Origin of the sequence: Sphingomonas kaistensis (genome assembly GCF_011927725.1) — a bacterium.
In the GTDB taxonomy this organism is placed as follows: domain Bacteria; phylum Pseudomonadota; class Alphaproteobacteria; order Sphingomonadales; family Sphingomonadaceae; genus Sphingomicrobium; species Sphingomicrobium kaistense.
This window is the reverse complement of the sequence record NZ_JAATJC010000001.1, coordinates 2,530,451-2,546,459: the sequence shown is the minus strand read 5'-3', so window position 1 is coordinate 2,546,459 and position 16,009 is coordinate 2,530,451. Positions and strand designations below refer to the sequence as shown.

Genomic DNA, 16,009 nt, shown 5'->3' with positions numbered 1-16,009 from the left:
ATGAGCGAGACCATCCACAGCCGCCTGATCGTCCTGGGTTCCGGCCCGGCCGGCCTGACCGCTGCCATCTATGCCGCCCGCGCCGGCCTCCAGCCGATCGTCATCCAGGGCATCCAGCCCGGCGGCCAGCTGACGACGACCACCGACGTCGAGAATTATCCCGGCTTCCGTGACGTCATCCAGGGCCCCTGGCTGATGGAGGAGATGCAGGCGCAGGCCGAGCATGTCGGCACCCGGATGCTGTGGGACCATATCGAGCGGGTCGAGCTGAACGGCCGCCCGTTCCGGCTGATCGGCGACAGCGGCACCACCTATCTCGCCGACACGCTGGTGATCGCGACCGGCGCGCAGGCCAAGTGGCTGGGCTTGCCGAGCGAGGAGCGAATGAAGGGCAAGGGCGCCAGCGCCTGCGCGACCTGCGACGGTTTCTTCTACCGCGGCAAGAAGGTCGCGGTGATCGGCGGCGGCAACACCGCGGTCGAGGAAGCGCTGTACCTCACCAATCACAGCGATGACGTGACCCTGATCCACCGCCGCGACAGCTTCCGGGCGGAGAAGATCCTCCAGGACCGGCTGTTCGCGCACAAGTCGGTGAAGGTGATCTGGAACAGCGAAGTCGACGAGTTCCTTTCGGGCGGCGAGCCCGAGGCGTTGACGGGCCTCAGGCTCAAAAACCGGGTGACCGGCGAGCTGAGCGAGATCGAGGTCGATGGCGCGTTCGTCGCGATCGGCCACAAGCCGGCGACGGAGCTGTTCGGCGGCCAGCTCGACCTCGACGAGGACGGCTATCTGGCGGTCGAGACGGGGTCGACCCGCACCAACATCCCCGGCGTGTTCGCGTGCGGGGACGTGATGGACAAGACCTATCGCCAGGCGGTGACGGCGGCCGGGACGGGTTGCATGGCCGCGCTCGACGCCGAGCGATTCCTGGCGGCCGAGGAATTTGCGGAGTTGCAGGCGGCCGAATAGGCGCCTGCGGCTGCGGCTTAGGCCAGCCGCTCGACGAAGGCCTTGAGCGATCCGAAGGTGGCGAAATCCTCCGCCTCGACGTCGCTATCCTCGATCAGCACCGAGAAACGCTCCTCGATCCCGGTCAGGAGGTTTGCGACCGCCATCGAGTCGAACTCGGGCAGGGCGCCGAACAATTCGGTGTGTCCGTCAAAACCGGCGACACGGCTTTCGGACAGCCCAAGGGTCTCGGCCAGCAAGCGGCGGAGGGCGGGGTCGACGTCGGCCGACGGGATCTGAGGCTTGGCGGCCATGGTGGCGGGGCGTCTAGGGGAGGGCTGGCCAAGGCGCAAGTTAGGCGGCATTCGGCAAGGCACGATGCGCCCCGATCCGACGCCCTTTCCGCTCGATCACCTGCCCCGGCGCGGTGGCGTCGAAGCGACCGCGCTGACGGTGGGCGGCGAGACGCTTAGCTATGCGGCACTGGAGGAAGCGGTCGGGCGAATAGCCGACCGGCTTCTCGCGCTCGGCCTCGTGCGGGGGGACCGGGTGGCAAGCTGGTGCGGCAAGACCCGGATCGCCTGCCTGATGCCGCTTGCAGCAGCGCGGGCCGGACTGGTCCACGTACCGATCAACCCCGTGCTGCGCCGCGCCCAGGCCGAGCATATCCTCGGCGATAGCGGTGCACGGCTGCTGGTCGCCAATCGCGCGCGGCTGGAAACGCTGGAGCAGCGGCCCGGACTGACCGTGGCGCTGGAGGAATGGACCGACGGGGATGGCGCGCTCCCCCCCTCGCAGGCCGACCCGGGCGACCTCACGGCGCTGCTCTACACCTCCGGTTCGACCGGGCGCCCCAAGGGCGTGATGCTGAGCCATGCCAACCTGTGGCTCGGCGCGGTGAGCGTGGCGCATTATCTGGGGCTTTCGGCGAGCGACCGGACGCTGTGCGTGCTGCCGCTGGCGTTCGATTACGGGCAGAACCAGCTGCTTTCGACCTGGGCGGCGGGGGGCGAGGCCATCGCCTTCGATTATCTCCTCCCGCGCGACGTGGTCCGTGCGGTGGAGCGTACCCAAGCCACCGTGCTGGCCGGCGTGCCGCCTCTGTGGGCGCAGCTGGCGGAACAGGCGTGGGGCGAGGCGGGGGCAAGCCTGCGTACGCTGACCAATTCGGGCGGGCACATGCCCGAACCGCTGGTGCGAAAACTGCGCGCGCTGTTTCCGCAGGCGCGGCTGCATCTGATGTATGGGCTGACCGAAGCCTTCCGCTCGGCCAGCCTCGATCCCGCGCTGGTCGACGCGCATCCCGATTCGGTGGGGAGCGCCATCCCGTTCGCCGAGCTTTCGGTGCGCCGCGCGGACGGCGGCGAGGCGGCGGCAGGCGAGGAGGGGGAGCTGGTTCACGCCGGGCCGCTGGTCGCGCAGGGCTATTGGCAGGACCCCGAGCGCAGCGCGCAGCGCTTTCGCGGCGGCGCCGTCTGGTCGGGCGACCGGGTGGTGATCGGGGCCGACGGCCTGCTCCGGATCAAGGGCCGTGACGATGCGATGATCAAGGTGTCGGGACATCGCGTTTCTCCCAGCGAAATCGAAGAAGCCGCGCTTGCGAGCGGGGCGGTGGAGGATGGCGCCGCCTTCGGGGTCAAGGACGAGCGGCTGGGACAGCGGATCGTGCTGGTGGCGGTGGCGCGGGGCGAGGGGGCCGAGGAGCGGTTGCAGCGCTGGTTCGCCGCCGAACTTCCGGCGCACCTACGCCCCAGTGAGGTGCGCTGGGTGGAGGCGCTGCCCTTGTCGCCCAACGGCAAGATCGACCGCGCCGCGCTCAGCGCGGAGGTGAGCGCATGAAGGCGATGGGGCCGATCCCGACCGGATTCGCGGCCAGTGCGGACGGTTCGCTGCTGATTGGCGGCACGGAAGGCTTGCGGCTGATCGGCGAGCATGGGGCGCCCTTGTTCGTCTACGACCGGTCGGTGATCGACCGGCAAGTGGCGCGCTTCCGCTCGGCCTTTGCCGGCGTCGACCTGCACTACGCGGTCAAGGCCAACCCCCATCCTGCGCTGCTCGCGCACATGGGCACGCTGGTCGACGGCTTCGATCTCGCGTCGGCGGGGGAATTGGCGACGGTAGAGGCGGCGGGGCTGCTTCGGCCCGGACTGCCGGTCAGCTTCGCCGGGCCGGGCAAAGGCAATCCTGACCTGACCGACGCGCTCGACTGCGGAGTGTGCGTCCATGTCGAGAGCGATGGAGAGCTCGATCGATTGCTGTCGGTCGCCCGGGTGATCGGGAAGCAGCCCTCGGTGGGCGTGCGGGTCAATCCGCCCTTCGGCCTAAAGGGGTCGGGCATGAAGATGGGCGGGCTGGCGAGCCAGTTCGGGGTGGATCATGAGGCGGTGCCGGCGCTGGTGCGGCGGATCGTCGAGGCGGGTGCAGAGTGGCGCGGCCTGCACGTCTATGCCGGGTCGCAGTCGCTGTCGGCCGAGGCGGTGATCGAGATGCAGCGGGCGACCGTTGCACTGGCGGGCGACATTGCGGCCGAGGTCGGGCTGACACCGCCCGAGGTCAATCTCGGCGGCGGGTTCGGCATTCCCTATTTTTCGGGCGACAAGCCGCTCGACATCGACGCGGTCGGCGAGGCGCTGGCGGAGACGCTGGCGGCGCGGCCGGCGGTCCTGCGGGATACGAGGTTCGTGATCGAACTGGGCCGCTGGCTGGTCGGGGAATGCGGGGTCTATCTGACCCGCGTCGTCGACCGGAAGGTGAGCCGCGGCAAGACCTTCCTGGTGGTCGATGGCGGGCTCCACCACATGCTCGCCGCGAGCGGCAATTTCGGGCAGCTGTTGCGACGCAACTATCCGGTGGCGGTGGCCAACCGCTTCGGGGACGAGCCCGAGGAAGAGGTGACGATCGTGGGTTGCCTGTGCACCCCGCTCGACCTCCTGGCCGACGAGGTCATGCTCCCACGCGCAGAGGTTGGCGACGTGATCGCCATCTTCTGCGCCGGGGCTTACGGCCTCACCGCGAGCCCCCAGGCTTTCCTCAGCCAGGGGGCCGCGCGGGAGGTACTGGTCTAGTTGGCGAGCGGGATCGCGCTGCCGCCGGTGTCGGCGCTGGTGCCCCGGCCTTCGCGAGTCAGGAACTCGACCACGTCCTTGCAGAAGCGCTCCTTGTCGGTCTCGAAGATGCCGTGCGGGCTTCCGTCATATTCGATCAAGGTTGCGTGAGGGATCAGCTCCTTGGTCTTGCGGCCGGTGCCCTCGATCGGGACGTTGGCGTCGCTGGTCCCGTGGAGGATCAGCGTCGGAATGCCGTCGAAGGCGGGAAGGTCGGGACGGAAATCGGTCCCGGCCCAGGCCGCCGCCGCCGCATAGGTCGGGCGAGCGCCGGCCATCATCGCCTGCTGGAAGCCCGAATCGAGCACCGCCTCGCTGACCGGGCGCGACAGCACGCCCCAGCCGTAGAATTGCTGCAGGAAGGTCTTCATGAAGCCGGCGCGGTCTTCCTTCATCTGCTTGGTGATGTCGTCGAGCTTCGACTGCGGCACGCCATCGGGCCAGTCCTCGCTCTGCACGACCTTGGGCACGACCGAGCTGGCGAACACCGCCGCGCTGACCCGGCCACGGCCCTGCTTCGAGGTGAAGCGGGCGACTTCGCCGCCGCCCATCGAGAAGCCGACCAGCGCGACCGGCTGGTTGATGCCCGCATCCTCGAGAATCGCCGCGACGTCGTCGGCGAAGGTGTCATAGTCGTAGCCGTTCCACGGCTGGTCCGAACGTCCGAAGCCGCGGCGATCGGGAATGATGCAGCGCTTGCCGGCTTCGACCAGCTTGACCGCAAGGTCGTCGAAGGTGTCGCCGGTCAGCGGCCAGCCATGCAGCAGGACGACGGGATCACCCTGGCCCCAGTCCTTGTAGTAAAGCATCGTGCCGTCTTTGGCCTTGGCATAGGTCATCGGTGAACTCCGTCTGGATTGTGTGCAGGGTTAACGGTTCAGGCGGCTTCCCGTTGCCGTGGGCGCGGCGCTTCTTTAGGCGAGTGGAGCAATGGCCAAGCTCAAAGCCCGTTACGTCTGCCAGGCCTGCGGGTCGGTCCACTCGCGCTGGCAGGGACAGTGCCCCGATTGCGCGGAATGGAACACGCTTTCCCAGGAAAGCGCGGCGCCGACGGTGTTCAGCCAGAAGCACGACCTGTCGACCGGGGGGCGGGCGGTCGAACTGGTCGGGCTCGACGCCGAAGTTGCGCTGCCGGTGCGGATTTCGACCGGCATTGCCGAGTTCGACCGGGCGGTCGGCGGCGGGATCGTGCCGGGATCGGCGATGCTGCTGGCCGGTGATCCGGGGATCGGCAAGTCGACACTCTTGCTGCAGGTAGCGGCCTCGGTCGCCAAGGCCGGCAAGGGCGCGGTCTACGTGTCGGGCGAGGAAGCGGTCGACCAGGTCCGGCTGCGGGCGCTTCGGCTGGGGCTGGGCGCGGCACCGGTGAAGCTGGCAAGCGTCACCAGCGTGCGCGACATCCTGACGACCCTGCAGGGCGAGAGCCCGCCCGCGCTGCTGGTGATCGACAGCGTCCAGACCATGCATTCCGACCTGATCGAGGGCGCGCCGGGGACGGTGTCGCAGGTCCGGGCGAGCGCGCAGGAGCTGATCCGCTTTGCCAAGGAGCGCGGCACGGCGCTGATCCTGGTCGGCCACGTCACCAAGGACGGCAGCATCGCGGGGCCCCGCGTGCTCGAGCATATGGTCGATGCGGTGCTCGGTTTCGAGGGCGAGCGCAGCCACCAGTATCGCATCCTGCGCGCAGTCAAGAACCGCTTCGGCGGAACCGACGAGATCGGGGTGTTCGCGATGGAAGGCGCGGGGCTGGCCGAGGTGCCGAACCCGAGCGCGCTGTTTCTGACCCGCCGCGACGATCCGGTCAGCGGCACCGCCATCTTCCCGGCGCTGGAAGGCACGCGGCCGGTGCTGGTCGAGATCCAGGCGCTGACGGTGCGGCTGGCGAGCGGGGCGACCCCGCGGCGTTCGGCGGTCGGATGGGACAGCTCGCGGCTGGCGATGCTGCTGGCGGTGCTGGAAGCGCGCTGCGGCGTCAGCTTCGCGACCGCCGAAGTGTATCTGAACGTCGCGGGCGGCTATAAATTGCAGGACCCCGCCGCCGATCTCGCGGTTGCGGCGGCGCTGGTATCGGCGCTGAGCGAGCGCCCGGTTCCGGCCGAGGCGGTGGTGATGGGCGAGGTCGCGCTGTCGGGCGAGGTGCGGCAGGCGGCGCATACCCAGTTGCGGCTCAAGGAAGCGGCCAAGCTCGGCTTCGAGGAAGCGTGGGTGCCAGGCGGGGTCGAGGCCAAGGGAATCAAGGTCGCCCGCTTTTCCCAATTGCGCGGCCTGGTCGAGAAGGTCACGGGGCGGTGATGCGCCTCTAGCGCCACCCGTCACTCTCCCTTATCCCGCACTGCACCATGACCGCGCTCGACATCTTCGTTCTCCTGGCGCTCGGCGGCGGCGCGCTGGTCGGGTTCGTGCGCGGCTTCGTGCAGGAAGCGCTGGTGCTGGCGGCCTGGGCCGCGGGGCTGGTCGCGCTGATCCTGTTCCACGCGCCGGTGGCGGAATATGTCAGCGGGACGACTAAGGGACCGACCGGGGCCGCGGCGCTGGCCTTCGTGATCCTGTTCCTGCCGGCCTATGTCGGGATGCGCCTGCTTGCTCACCGCCTCGGCCGCCAGGCCCGCGCCTCGCGGCTGATGCCGCTCGACCGGCTGCTCGGCGGCGGGTTCGGGATGCTCAAGGGACTGGTCGGCGCGACCCTGTTCTTCCTGCTCGCCAATCTCGGCACCGACCTTGTCTACGGTGCGCGGGCCGAGCGGCCCGAATGGATGCGCGACAGCCGCACCTACCCCCTGCTCGACGCCAGCGGCCGCGCCCTACTCGCCACCTGGAACGAGACCCGCCTCAAGCGAATGAACCAGAAATGATCCGCTTCCACGACACCGCAGCCCGCGAAAAACGCGAATTCCAGCCCGCCGACCCGGGCCGCATCACCATGTATGTGTGCGGACCGACGGTCTACGGCCGCGCCCATATCGGCAACGCACGCCCGGCGGTGGTGTTCGACACGCTCGCGCGGCTGCTGCGGCACACCTACGGCGAGGACAGCCTGGTCTATGCCCGCAACATCACCGACGTCGACGACAAGATCATCGAGGCGGCTGCCGCCGAGGGTGTCGACACCGCGGTGATCACCGAACGGTTCGAGCAGCATTACCTGAACGACATGCGCGCGCTGGGGGTCCGCGATCCCGACATCGCTCCGCACGCCACCGCCGAGATCGTGCCGATGGTGGCGATGATCGCGACCCTGATCGAGCGCGGCCACGCTTATTCGGCGCAGGGCCATGTCCTGTTCGATGTCGCCAGCGATCCCGATTATGGCGCGCTGTCGAAGCGCGACCGAGAGGCGATGCTGGCGGGTGCGCGGGTCGAGGTCGCGCCCTACAAAAGGGCGCCAGGCGACTTCGTGCTGTGGAAGCCGAGCGCGGACGGCGTGATCGGTTGGGACAGTCCGTGGGGCCGTGGTCGGCCGGGCTGGCATATCGAGTGCTCGGCGATGATCCGTCGCCATCTGGGCGAGACGATCGACATCCATGCCGGCGGCATCGACCTCGTCTTCCCGCACCACGAGAACGAAGCCGCGCAGTCGCGCTGCGCCCACGGCGGCGCGCCCCTGGCACGCACCTGGCTGCACAACGGCTTCGTCGATTTCGGTGCCGAGAAGATGAGCAAGAGCCTCGGCAATGTGGTGACGCCGGAGGAACTGTTCGCTGCGGGCCACAAGGGCGACGTGCTGCGGCTGGCGCTGCTCAGTGCGCATTACCGGTCGCCGCTGCCGTGGACCGAAAGCCTGATTGCGCAAAGCCGAGCTACGCTGGACGGCCTGTATCGCAAGGCGCGTGAGGCGGAGGCCGGGGAGGTCGACGGCGGCGTGCTGGACGCGCTGAGCGACGACATCAACACCCCGCTGGCGATTTCGCGGCTGGGCCAGATCGAGGATTCCGCGACGCTCAAGGCCAGCGCGAATTTGCTCGGCCTGCTCGGCGAAAGTGCGACCCGCTGGTTTCAGGGCGGTGAGGCCGACGAGGGCCTCGAAACCCGCATCCAGTCGCAGATCGAGGCCCGGATCGCCGCTAAGAAGGCGCGCGACTTCGCCGCCGCCGACCGAATCCGCGATGCGCTGAAGGCAGAGGGTATCCTGCTCGAGGACGGACCGCAGGGCACGACCTGGCGGAGGGCATGATCCGCGAGGCGCCCTACACGCTCGATATCCTTCGGCTGGCGGCTTCGCTGTCGGTGGACGGGACGCTGGAGGGGGCCACTCATCGTGCTGAGGCGCGCTCGACTACTTGCGGTTCGACCATCCGCACCGAGCTCGGCGTCGCCGACGGCCGGATCGCAGCGATTGCCCAGAAGGTCACCGCCTGCGCCTACGGCCAGGCCAGCGCCGCGCTGGTACAGGGCTGGGCGCCGGGACGGCTGCGGGCCGAGGTGATCGTGATGCGCGCGGCGCTCAAGGCCTGGCTCGAGAGCCGGGGCGAGGTACCGGGCGACTTTGCCGTGCTTGCGCCGGTGCAGGGCCGGGCCGGGCGGCACGGCGCGGTGCTGCTTCCGTTCGACGCCTTGCTGAAAGCGCTGGAAGCCGACCCGGCGGAGGCCAGGGCCGAAGGATGATCGACTACCTCACCTGGCTGACCATCCTGCTCGGCGCGGCCCTGCTGTTCGTCGGGCTGTTCCGTCGCCTCGGGCTCGGCGCCACCCTGGGCTACATCGTCGGCGGCGTGGTGGTCGGGCCGTCGGTGCTGAACGTCTCGGGCGACGCGGAGGCGATCAACCAGGTCAGCGAGATCGGCATCGCGCTGCTGCTGTTCATCGTCGGGTTGGAGCTTCAGCCTTCGCGCCTGTGGCGGATGAAGCGGGAGATCTTCGGGCTTGGCCTCGCCCAACTGCTGGTGGCGGGCACCGCGCTGGCCTTGCTGGTCAAGCTGGCGCTCGGCCTGGCGTGGGGGCCGGCGGCGGCGATCGGGCTTGCGCTCGGGCTATCCTCGACCGCGCAGGTGCTGCCGATGCTGCGCTCGACCGGCGAGCTCAACAGCCCGCATGGCGAGCGCGCCTTCTCGATCCTGCTGCTGCAGGACCTGGCACTGATCCCGCTGATCACCCTGGTCGCGGCGCTGAGCGTCGGCGGCGAACCCGATGCGCCATCGGGGCTGGAGATGACCGGCCTGACGGTCGCCGCGGTGATCGGGCTGGTGCTTGCCGGGCGCTATCTCGTCGCGCCGCTGTTCCGGCTGATCGGCCGGCTGGGCGAACGCGAATTGTTCATCGTCGCCGGGCTGACCACTGTGATCGGCGCCGCGGCGATCATGCATGCGCTTCACCTGTCGGTCGCGCTGGGCGCCTTCGTCGCGGGCGTGATGCTGGCCGAGAGCCCGTACCGCCACGAGCTGGAGAGCGACATCGAGCCGTTCCGCTCCATCCTGCTCGGCCTGTTCTTCATGTCGGTGGGCATGCTGCTCGACCTGCGGGTGATCGCGGGCGAGCCGCTGCTGGTGCTCGGGCTGGCCGCCGCGGTGATCCTGCTCAAGGCGGCTGCGCTCTACCCGATCGCCCGCGCCTTCGGGAGCCTGCCGGGAAGGGCGGCGACCCTGTCGCTGCTACTCAGCCAGGCGGGCGAATTCGGTTTCGTGCTATTTGCCAGCGCCGCGTCGGGCCGGCTGATCAGCACCGAGCAGGCAAGTCTGCTGGGCGCGGTGGTGACCGCCTCGATGGTCGCGACCCCGTTCCTGATGCGCTTCATCGGCTGGCTTCAGGCCAATCAGCCGGAGAAACATGTCGACCTGCCGGGCCCGGAATTCAGCCCGGAAACCAATGCGATCGTGGTCGGCTACGGCCGCTTCGGACAGACCGTGGCGCAAATGCTGATGGCCAAGCGGATTCCGGTCACCATCATCGACGTCAAGGCCGAGCAGATCGAGCTTGCCGGGCAGTTCGGGACCAAGGTCTATTACGGCGACGGATCGCGCATCGACCTGCTCCGCATCGCCGGCGCGGAAGGGGCGGAGGGCATCTACTTCTGCCACGACGACCCGGCCTTCTCGCGCGAGCAGCTCCAACTAATCGTCGACGCCTTCCCCAAGGCGGCGGTGATGGTGCGGGTGTTCGATCGCCGCCACGCGATGGCGCTGGAGGGGCTCGACGTGCAGCTGTTGCAGCGCGAAGTGTTCGACAGCGCGGTGGCGATGGGCCGGGCGGCGCTGCGCAGCCTGGGCATTGCCGAACGCGAGGCGGCCCGCGTCGAAGGGGAATATCGCGAGCGCGACCTGGAGCGGCTACGGGTGCAGACCGCCAGCGGCGACCTCAAGACGGGGATGGAGCAGAGCTTCACCCACCGGCCGCTGGAGGATTGAGCCCCGGGCTCAGGCGGCGGTGGCGAGGAACTCCGCCAGCACGTCCTCGGCCACCCCTTCGCTGAGGAAGGCGTCGCCGATCCCGCGGCTCAGTACCAGCCGCACCGCGCCGCCCTCGTTCTTCTTGTCCGCCCGCATCAGCGGCAGCAGCGCGGCGCGGTCGACGCCTGTCTCGGCGATGGTGACCGGCAGGCCGACCGACTGCAGGTGGGCTCGGACCCGGGTCGCATCGTCATGAGCGCACAGGCCGAGCGCGGCCGACAGGTCGAACGCCAGCACCATCCCGATCCCCACCGCCTCGCCGTGGAGCAAGGTGCCGAGCCCGGCCGCGCTTTCCAGCGCATGGCCGAAGGTATGGCCGAAATTCAGCAATGCCCGCGCCCCGTTGCGGTCGGTGACGTCGGCCTCGACCGTCCGGGCCTTGGCGGCGACGCTCTGCCACACCGCTTCCTCGCGATATTCGCGCTGGCCGCCGAGCAGGGCGGCGCCATGGCCTTCGAGCCATTCGAACAGGGTTTCGTGGCGGATCAGGCCATATTTCACGACCTCGGCATAACCGCCGCGCAACTGACGCGGGTCGAGCGAATCGAGCAGGGAGACGTCGGCGATGACCAGCTTCGGCTGATGGAACATGCCGACCAAATTCTTCTGGCCGAGCGCGTCGATCGCGGTCTTGCCGCCGACCGCGCTGTCGGCCTGAGCGAGCAACGTCGTCGGCAGCTGGACGATCGGCAGGCCGCGCTTGAACAGGCCCGCGGCAAGCCCGGCGAGATCGCCCACCGACCCGCCGCCGAACGCCGCGATTGCCGCCGACCGGTCGAGGTTACGCTCGGTGAAGGCGGCGATCAGCTCCATCAGGTGCGGCCAGTCCTTGGCCTCCTCGCCCTCGGGCACCAAAATCGGATCGCACGGCAGAAGCGCTTCGAGCCGGGGCCCGTGAAGACTCCACACCTTGGGCTCGGTGACCACCACCAGCGGCTTGCCCGCGGCGAGCGCGACCAGCCGGCTGCGGCAATCCTCGAGCCGCCCGACCAGCACGTCGTAGCGCTGGTCGCCGGCTTCCACGGTCAGGTTCTTCACGTCTTCTCCCCGAGGTGCTGGTCGATGGCGGCGACGATCCGTTCCACCACCTCCCCATGCGCGCTGCCGTCGCTGGTGACACGGATATGCGCCTCCGAATAGGCCGGGCGGCGTTCGGCATCGAGGCGGGCAAGCGTCTCGGCCCGGCTGCCATTGGTCAGCATCGGGCGGGTTTCGGGCCGGCGGGCGGTCCGCTCGGTAAGCAACCTGACCGGCGCATCGAGCCAGACGGTGATGCACTTGGCGTTGAGCAGCGCGCGGGTGCCGTCGTTGACGAACGCGCCGCCGCCGGTGGCGATCACCCGCACCGGACCCTCGGCAAGCCGGGCGACCACCCGTCGCTCCCCGTCGCGGAAGTCGCGTTCGCCGAAGCGCTGGAACACCTCTCCGGCGCTGAGCCCGGCCGCATCCTCGATCTCGGTGTCGCTGTCGACGAACGGCAGGCCGAGCCGGCGGGCGAGGCGGCGGCCTACCGTGGACTTGCCCGCACCCATCAGCCCGACCAGCACGATCGAGCGGTCCAGCTTGCCATCGAAGGGGAGGGGGCGGCGAGACATTTCCGTTGGGGCTATACAGCGTGGGCATCAGTCGGCAAAAGCCCGCCTCATGGCGATACGACGCAAGCCTCCGCACCCCGCGCGCGGGCTCATCATCTGGTTGATCCTGCTTGCCATCCTGGCGGCGTTCGCCGTCTGGGTGGCCGGCAGCGTGGAGGAGGTGCCGACCGCTCCGATCGAGGTGGACGTTGCCCGCCCGGCGTAACCGCCTGCTGCGGACCGCCGCCCTCGGCCTGGTAGCGATCCCGGCGCTGGCGCTGGCCCAGCAGAGCCTGCTTCCGCCGACCTTCAACGACACCGCGCCGCCGCCCGAGCAGGCCAACAGCCAGTCCAATACGCAAGCGCCGGACAGCAGCGCGAGCGAGGCTGGCCGGCCCGCGCGCACCGCCCCTGCCGAGGGCTCGGCGGTGGTCGAGAGCGAAAGCCTGAGCCCCGAGGAGCTGGCCGAACTGCCGGCGCCGCTGCCCCCGGTCGAAATTCCCGACGCCTCGCGCCGCGATCCGCGCCGGGTCGGCGCGATCGACCCGGCCCAATGGGGCCTTGGCGACACGCCGTGGGGTAGTGCCAACGGCGGCTTCCTGTCCGGGCTGATGCGCCGGCTCGATACCCCGCTGCCCAGCCGCTGGCTTCACATCGCGCTGCGCAATGCGCTCCTTGCGCGGAGCGACGCGCCGCCCGAGGTCCATCCGGTCGACTGGGTCGCCGAGCGCGCTTGGTTGCTGCTGCGGATGGGCGAGGCGGATGCTGCGGCGATGCTGGTGGCCGGTGTCGACGTGTCCGATTTCACCCCCAAGATGACGCAGGTGGCGGTGCAGAGCGCGCTGGCCTCGGCCGACCCGGGCGCGCTGTGTCCCCTGCGCGGGAATATGGCCAAGGTCGAAAGCAAGGTGCTGGCACTGACCGATGCGATGTGCGCGGGGCTGGCCGGGGAGGCGAGCAGCGCCGCGACCCGGATCGAGCAGGCCCGCCGCCGTGGTCCGGTGACCGGGATCGACCATGTGCTGGCCGACAAGGTGGTCGGCGCCGGAGCCGACACCGGCCGCGCCGCGACGGTGGAATGGGACAAGGTCGAATCGCTGACCGCCTGGCGCTTCGGCCTGTCCGCGGCGACCGGGTTGGTCCCGCCCGCGACCCTGCTGGGGCGTGCGCCGGCGCGGGTCCGCGCATGGCAGGCCCGCGCGCCGATGCTGAGCGCGGAGCAGCGGCTTCCCTCGGCCCGGATCGCCACCGGTCTCGGGGTATTCTCCTCGGCCGCGCTCGGCGACCTGTACGCCACCATCTACGACGCGACCGACCCGTCGGACCTTGCCGAAACCGATTCGTGGCAATTGCGCCTCGCCTTTGCGGCGCGTGAAGAAAGCGAGCGGCTGGCCGCGATGCGCCGGCTGTGGGGTGAGGGCGAGGGCGCGCTTGAGCGGCTTGCAGGCGAGGCCCTGCTGTCCCTGGCGGCGAGCCGGGTGCGGCCTTCGCCCGCGATGGAGGCCGATGCGCCCAAGCTGATCGCCTCTTTGCTGGCGGGCGGCAACGAGCAGGCCGCCGCCCGCTGGGCCCCCGTGCTCGGCGATATCGGCAACGAAGCCGCGGCCGAGCAGGCGTGGGCGCTGCTCGCGCTCGGCACCACCGCCGAAGTCGACCTGTCGGCAAGCCGGGTCGAGGATTTCATCGATGCCGACACAAGTGCGGACAAGTCGCGCTCCAAGCTGCTGGTGGCGGGCCTGGCCGGACTTGGCCGGATCGATTCGGAAACTGCTACCGCGCTCAACCGAAGCTACGGCCTCGGCCTTGGCCGGACCAGCAACTGGACCCGCTGGATGACCGAGGCCGGGACGCGCCGCCAATCGGGCAGCACCCTGCTGCTGGCGGCGATCGGGATGCAGGCGACCAGCCCCGAGCGCATTCCCTCCGCACACCTGTTCCAGGCGTTGAAGGCGATGCGCTCCGCCGGGCTTGAACCGCAGGCGCGCCTGATCGCGGCCGAGATGATCGCCAGGACCGTCCCGACACGGTGAGGGCGGAGGACCGCGCGCTGGTCGATCGCTTCGCCGACGCCTTGGCCGCCGAGCGCGGCGCTGCGCGCAACACCCTGCTCGCCTATCGCAGCGACCTGGCCGCGGCGGCCGAAGTGATGGGCGGCCTCGGCGATGCGGGGGCCAACGAGATCGGCCGCCTCGCAGGCGCCTGGGCCGAGCTCAGCCCGGCGACGCTTGCCCGCCGCTCCGCCGCGCTGCGCCGCTTCTACGGTTTCCTGGTCGACGAGGGCCTGCGCGGGGACGACCCCTCGGCCGCCTTGCCCCGGCCGCGGACGGTGCGCCCGCTGCCGCGTATCCTCGAGCGGCACGAGGTGGACGCGATGTTCACCGAAACGGAGGCACGGGCGGCAAGCGGGGAGCCGCTGCGCCTGCGCAACCTCGCCTTGCTGGAACTGCTCTACGGGTCGGGGCTGCGCGCGACCGAGCTGGTCAGCCTTCCGGGCGCTGCGCTGGCCCGGCCCGAGCCGTTCCTGATCCTCGCCGGCAAGGGCGGCAAGGAGCGGCTGGTCCCCATTTCCGACCGCGCCCGCGAGGCCGTCGCACGGTGGCGCGAAACTCAACCCAAGGGCGGCGCATGGCTGTTTCCGGGCGGAACCAGGCACATCAGCCGGGTGCGGTTGTTCCAGCTGGTCCGGGCGATGGCGGCCGAAGCAGGGATCGCGCCCGAGCGGGTCAGCCCGCACGTCCTGCGCCATGCCTTTGCGACGCACCTGCTGGCCGGCGGCGCCGACCTGCGTGTTCTCCAGGCCCTGCTCGGTCACGCCGACATCGCCACCACGCAGATTTACACCCATGTCGATGCCGGGCGGCTGGTGGAGCTGGTCAACCGGGTCCATCCGCTTGCCAAGCATGGCCGTCCGGCCTAGCCACCCGCCGCTATGCTGACCTTTCTCGACTTCGAAAAACCGATCGCCGAACTCGATTCCCGAGTGGCGGAGCTCAAGGATACGGCGCGCGGCGGCGACCTCGACATCGACCATGAGATCGAGCGGCTCGAGGCCAAGAGCCAGCGGATGCTCAAGGAAACCTATTCGCGGCTGACCCCGTGGCAGAAGACCCAGGTCGCACGCCACCCGGAGCGGCCGCACTTCCGCGATTACGTCGCGGGCCTGACCGACGAGTTCATGCCGCTGGCGGGCGACCGCGCGTTCGCCGACGACCAGGCGATCCTGGGCGGCCTAGCCCGGATCGACGGCCGCAAGGTGATGCTGATCGGCCATGAGAAAGGCTCGGACACCACCAGCCGCCTCAAGCATAATTTCGGGATGGCCAAGCCCGAGGGCTATCGCAAGGCGATCCGGCTGATGGATCTCGCCGACCGCTTTGGCCTCCCGGTGGTCAGCTTGGTCGATACGCCGGGTGCCTTCCCAGGCGTCCAGGCCGAGGAGCGCGGCCAGGCCGAGGCCATCGCCCGCTCGACCGAGCGCGGCCTGTCGCTGGGCGTGCCCTCGATTGCGGCGGTGGTGGGCGAGGGCGGATCGGGCGGCGCGATCGCGATTGCTGCCGCCAGCCGCGTCCTGATGCTCGAGCATGCGGTCTATTCGGTAATCAGTCCCGAGGGCTGCGCGTCGATCCTGTGGCGCACTGCCGACAAGGCGGCCGAAGCGGCCGAAGCGATGAAGATCACCGCCGCCGACCTCCTGTCGCTCAAGGTCATCGACCGGATCGTCCCCGAGCCGCTGGGCGGCGCCCACCGCGCCCCGGCGGAGGCCATCGCCAACCTCAAGCAGGCGATCCTCGAGGAGCTCGACGCGCTGGGCGGCAAGACCGCCGACCAGCTTCGCCACGCCCGCCGCGAGAAATTCCTCGCAATTGCGTGACGAACGCCTTGCGCCCTTCACAAGGGGTGGCTAGAGGCGCGTGCAGCGTGGGCGTGTAGCTCAGTGGTAGAGCACTGTGTTGACATCGCAGGGGTCGCAAGTTCAATCCTTGCCACGCCCACCATTTAAAAA

General features: G+C 69.7%; 16 protein-coding genes and 1 tRNA gene. 13 read left to right on the top strand and 4 right to left on the bottom strand.

The window, feature by feature from the left end; genetic code table 11:
• Complete coding sequence (trxB, locus tag GGQ97_RS12520) at window positions 1-969, top strand: thioredoxin-disulfide reductase (protein WP_168070045.1); 969 nt, start codon at window positions 1-3, stop codon at window positions 967-969.
• Window positions 970-986: 17 nt separating this feature from the next.
• On the opposite strand, the gene GGQ97_RS12515 is transcribed toward trxB, so the two are convergent.
• A complete protein-coding gene (locus tag GGQ97_RS12515; protein WP_168070043.1) occupies window positions 987-1,262 on the bottom strand; it encodes an acyl carrier protein in 276 nt (91 codons plus the stop codon).
• Window positions 1,263-1,326: 64 nt separating this feature from the next.
• Between GGQ97_RS12515 and GGQ97_RS12510 the strand changes: the two genes are divergently transcribed.
• A complete protein-coding gene (locus tag GGQ97_RS12510; RefSeq protein ID WP_168070041.1) occupies window positions 1,327-2,787 on the top strand; it encodes an AMP-binding protein in 1,461 nt (486 codons plus the stop codon).
• Window positions 2,784-4,013, top strand: coding sequence for a pyridoxal-dependent decarboxylase, exosortase A system-associated (locus tag GGQ97_RS12505; protein WP_168070039.1), 1,230 nt, complete (start codon window positions 2,784-2,786; stop codon window positions 4,011-4,013). The genes GGQ97_RS12510 and GGQ97_RS12505 overlap by 4 nt, the downstream gene beginning before the upstream one ends.
• On the opposite strand, the gene GGQ97_RS12500 is transcribed toward GGQ97_RS12505, so the two are convergent.
• A complete protein-coding gene (locus GGQ97_RS12500) occupies window positions 4,010-4,891 on the bottom strand; it encodes an alpha/beta fold hydrolase (protein WP_168070038.1) in 882 nt (293 codons plus the stop codon). The two genes, GGQ97_RS12505 and GGQ97_RS12500, sit on opposite strands and share 4 nt — an antisense overlap.
• Before the next feature lie 91 nt (window positions 4,892-4,982).
• On the opposite strand from GGQ97_RS12500, the gene radA reads away from it, so the two are divergent.
• The 5 genes from radA to GGQ97_RS12475 are packed head-to-tail and all read left to right on the top strand — an operon-like array spanning window position 4,983 to window position 10,390.
• On the top strand, window positions 4,983-6,344 hold the full coding sequence (radA, locus tag GGQ97_RS12495; protein WP_168070036.1) for a DNA repair protein RadA: 1,362 nt from the start codon (window positions 4,983-4,985) through the stop codon (window positions 6,342-6,344).
• Between the two features lie 47 nt (window positions 6,345-6,391).
• Complete coding sequence (locus GGQ97_RS12490) at window positions 6,392-6,904, top strand: CvpA family protein (RefSeq protein WP_168070034.1); 513 nt, start codon at window positions 6,392-6,394, stop codon at window positions 6,902-6,904.
• A complete protein-coding gene (cysS, locus tag GGQ97_RS12485; RefSeq protein WP_168070033.1) occupies window positions 6,901-8,223 on the top strand; it encodes a cysteine--tRNA ligase in 1,323 nt (440 codons plus the stop codon). Before GGQ97_RS12490 ends, cysS begins: the two co-directional genes overlap by 4 nt.
• Window positions 8,220-8,654, top strand: coding sequence for an iron-sulfur cluster assembly scaffold protein (locus tag GGQ97_RS12480; RefSeq protein ID WP_168070031.1), 435 nt, complete (start codon window positions 8,220-8,222; stop codon window positions 8,652-8,654). The genes cysS and GGQ97_RS12480 overlap by 4 nt, the downstream gene beginning before the upstream one ends.
• Window positions 8,651-10,390 (top strand): monovalent cation:proton antiporter-2 (CPA2) family protein, encoded by a 1,740-nt coding sequence (locus tag GGQ97_RS12475; protein WP_168070029.1) that lies wholly within the window; start codon window positions 8,651-8,653, stop codon window positions 10,388-10,390. Before GGQ97_RS12480 ends, GGQ97_RS12475 begins: the two co-directional genes overlap by 4 nt.
• A 9-nt stretch (window positions 10,391-10,399) precedes the next feature.
• On the opposite strand, the gene aroB is transcribed toward GGQ97_RS12475, so the two are convergent.
• The gene (aroB, locus tag GGQ97_RS12470; protein WP_168070028.1) at window positions 10,400-11,470 is read right to left on the bottom strand and encodes a 3-dehydroquinate synthase; all 1,071 of its coding nucleotides are present in this window, start codon (window positions 11,468-11,470) and stop codon (window positions 10,400-10,402) included.
• Window positions 11,467-12,027: a shikimate kinase gene (locus GGQ97_RS12465; RefSeq protein ID WP_168070026.1), complete on the bottom strand. Its 561-nt coding sequence runs from the start codon at window positions 12,025-12,027 to the stop codon at window positions 11,467-11,469. The genes aroB and GGQ97_RS12465 overlap by 4 nt, the downstream gene beginning before the upstream one ends.
• Before the next feature lie 49 nt (window positions 12,028-12,076).
• Between GGQ97_RS12465 and GGQ97_RS12460 the strand changes: the two genes are divergently transcribed.
• From GGQ97_RS12460 to GGQ97_RS12440, 5 genes are all read left to right on the top strand, one after another.
• On the top strand, window positions 12,077-12,232 hold the full coding sequence (locus GGQ97_RS12460) for a hypothetical protein (RefSeq protein WP_168070025.1): 156 nt from the start codon (window positions 12,077-12,079) through the stop codon (window positions 12,230-12,232).
• Window positions 12,216-14,036: a hypothetical protein gene (locus GGQ97_RS12455; RefSeq protein WP_168070023.1), complete on the top strand. Its 1,821-nt coding sequence runs from the start codon at window positions 12,216-12,218 to the stop codon at window positions 14,034-14,036. Before GGQ97_RS12460 ends, GGQ97_RS12455 begins: the two co-directional genes overlap by 17 nt.
• Window positions 14,033-14,923 (top strand): tyrosine recombinase, encoded by an 891-nt coding sequence (locus GGQ97_RS12450; protein WP_168070022.1) that lies wholly within the window; start codon window positions 14,033-14,035, stop codon window positions 14,921-14,923. The genes GGQ97_RS12455 and GGQ97_RS12450 overlap by 4 nt, the downstream gene beginning before the upstream one ends.
• 12 nt (window positions 14,924-14,935) lie before the next feature.
• The gene (locus GGQ97_RS12445) at window positions 14,936-15,877 is read left to right on the top strand and encodes an acetyl-CoA carboxylase carboxyltransferase subunit alpha (protein ID WP_168070020.1); all 942 of its coding nucleotides are present in this window, start codon (window positions 14,936-14,938) and stop codon (window positions 15,875-15,877) included.
• Between the two features lie 49 nt (window positions 15,878-15,926).
• A tRNA-Val gene (locus tag GGQ97_RS12440) sits at window positions 15,927-16,001 on the top strand.
• The last annotated feature ends 8 nt before the right edge of the window (window positions 16,002-16,009 follow it).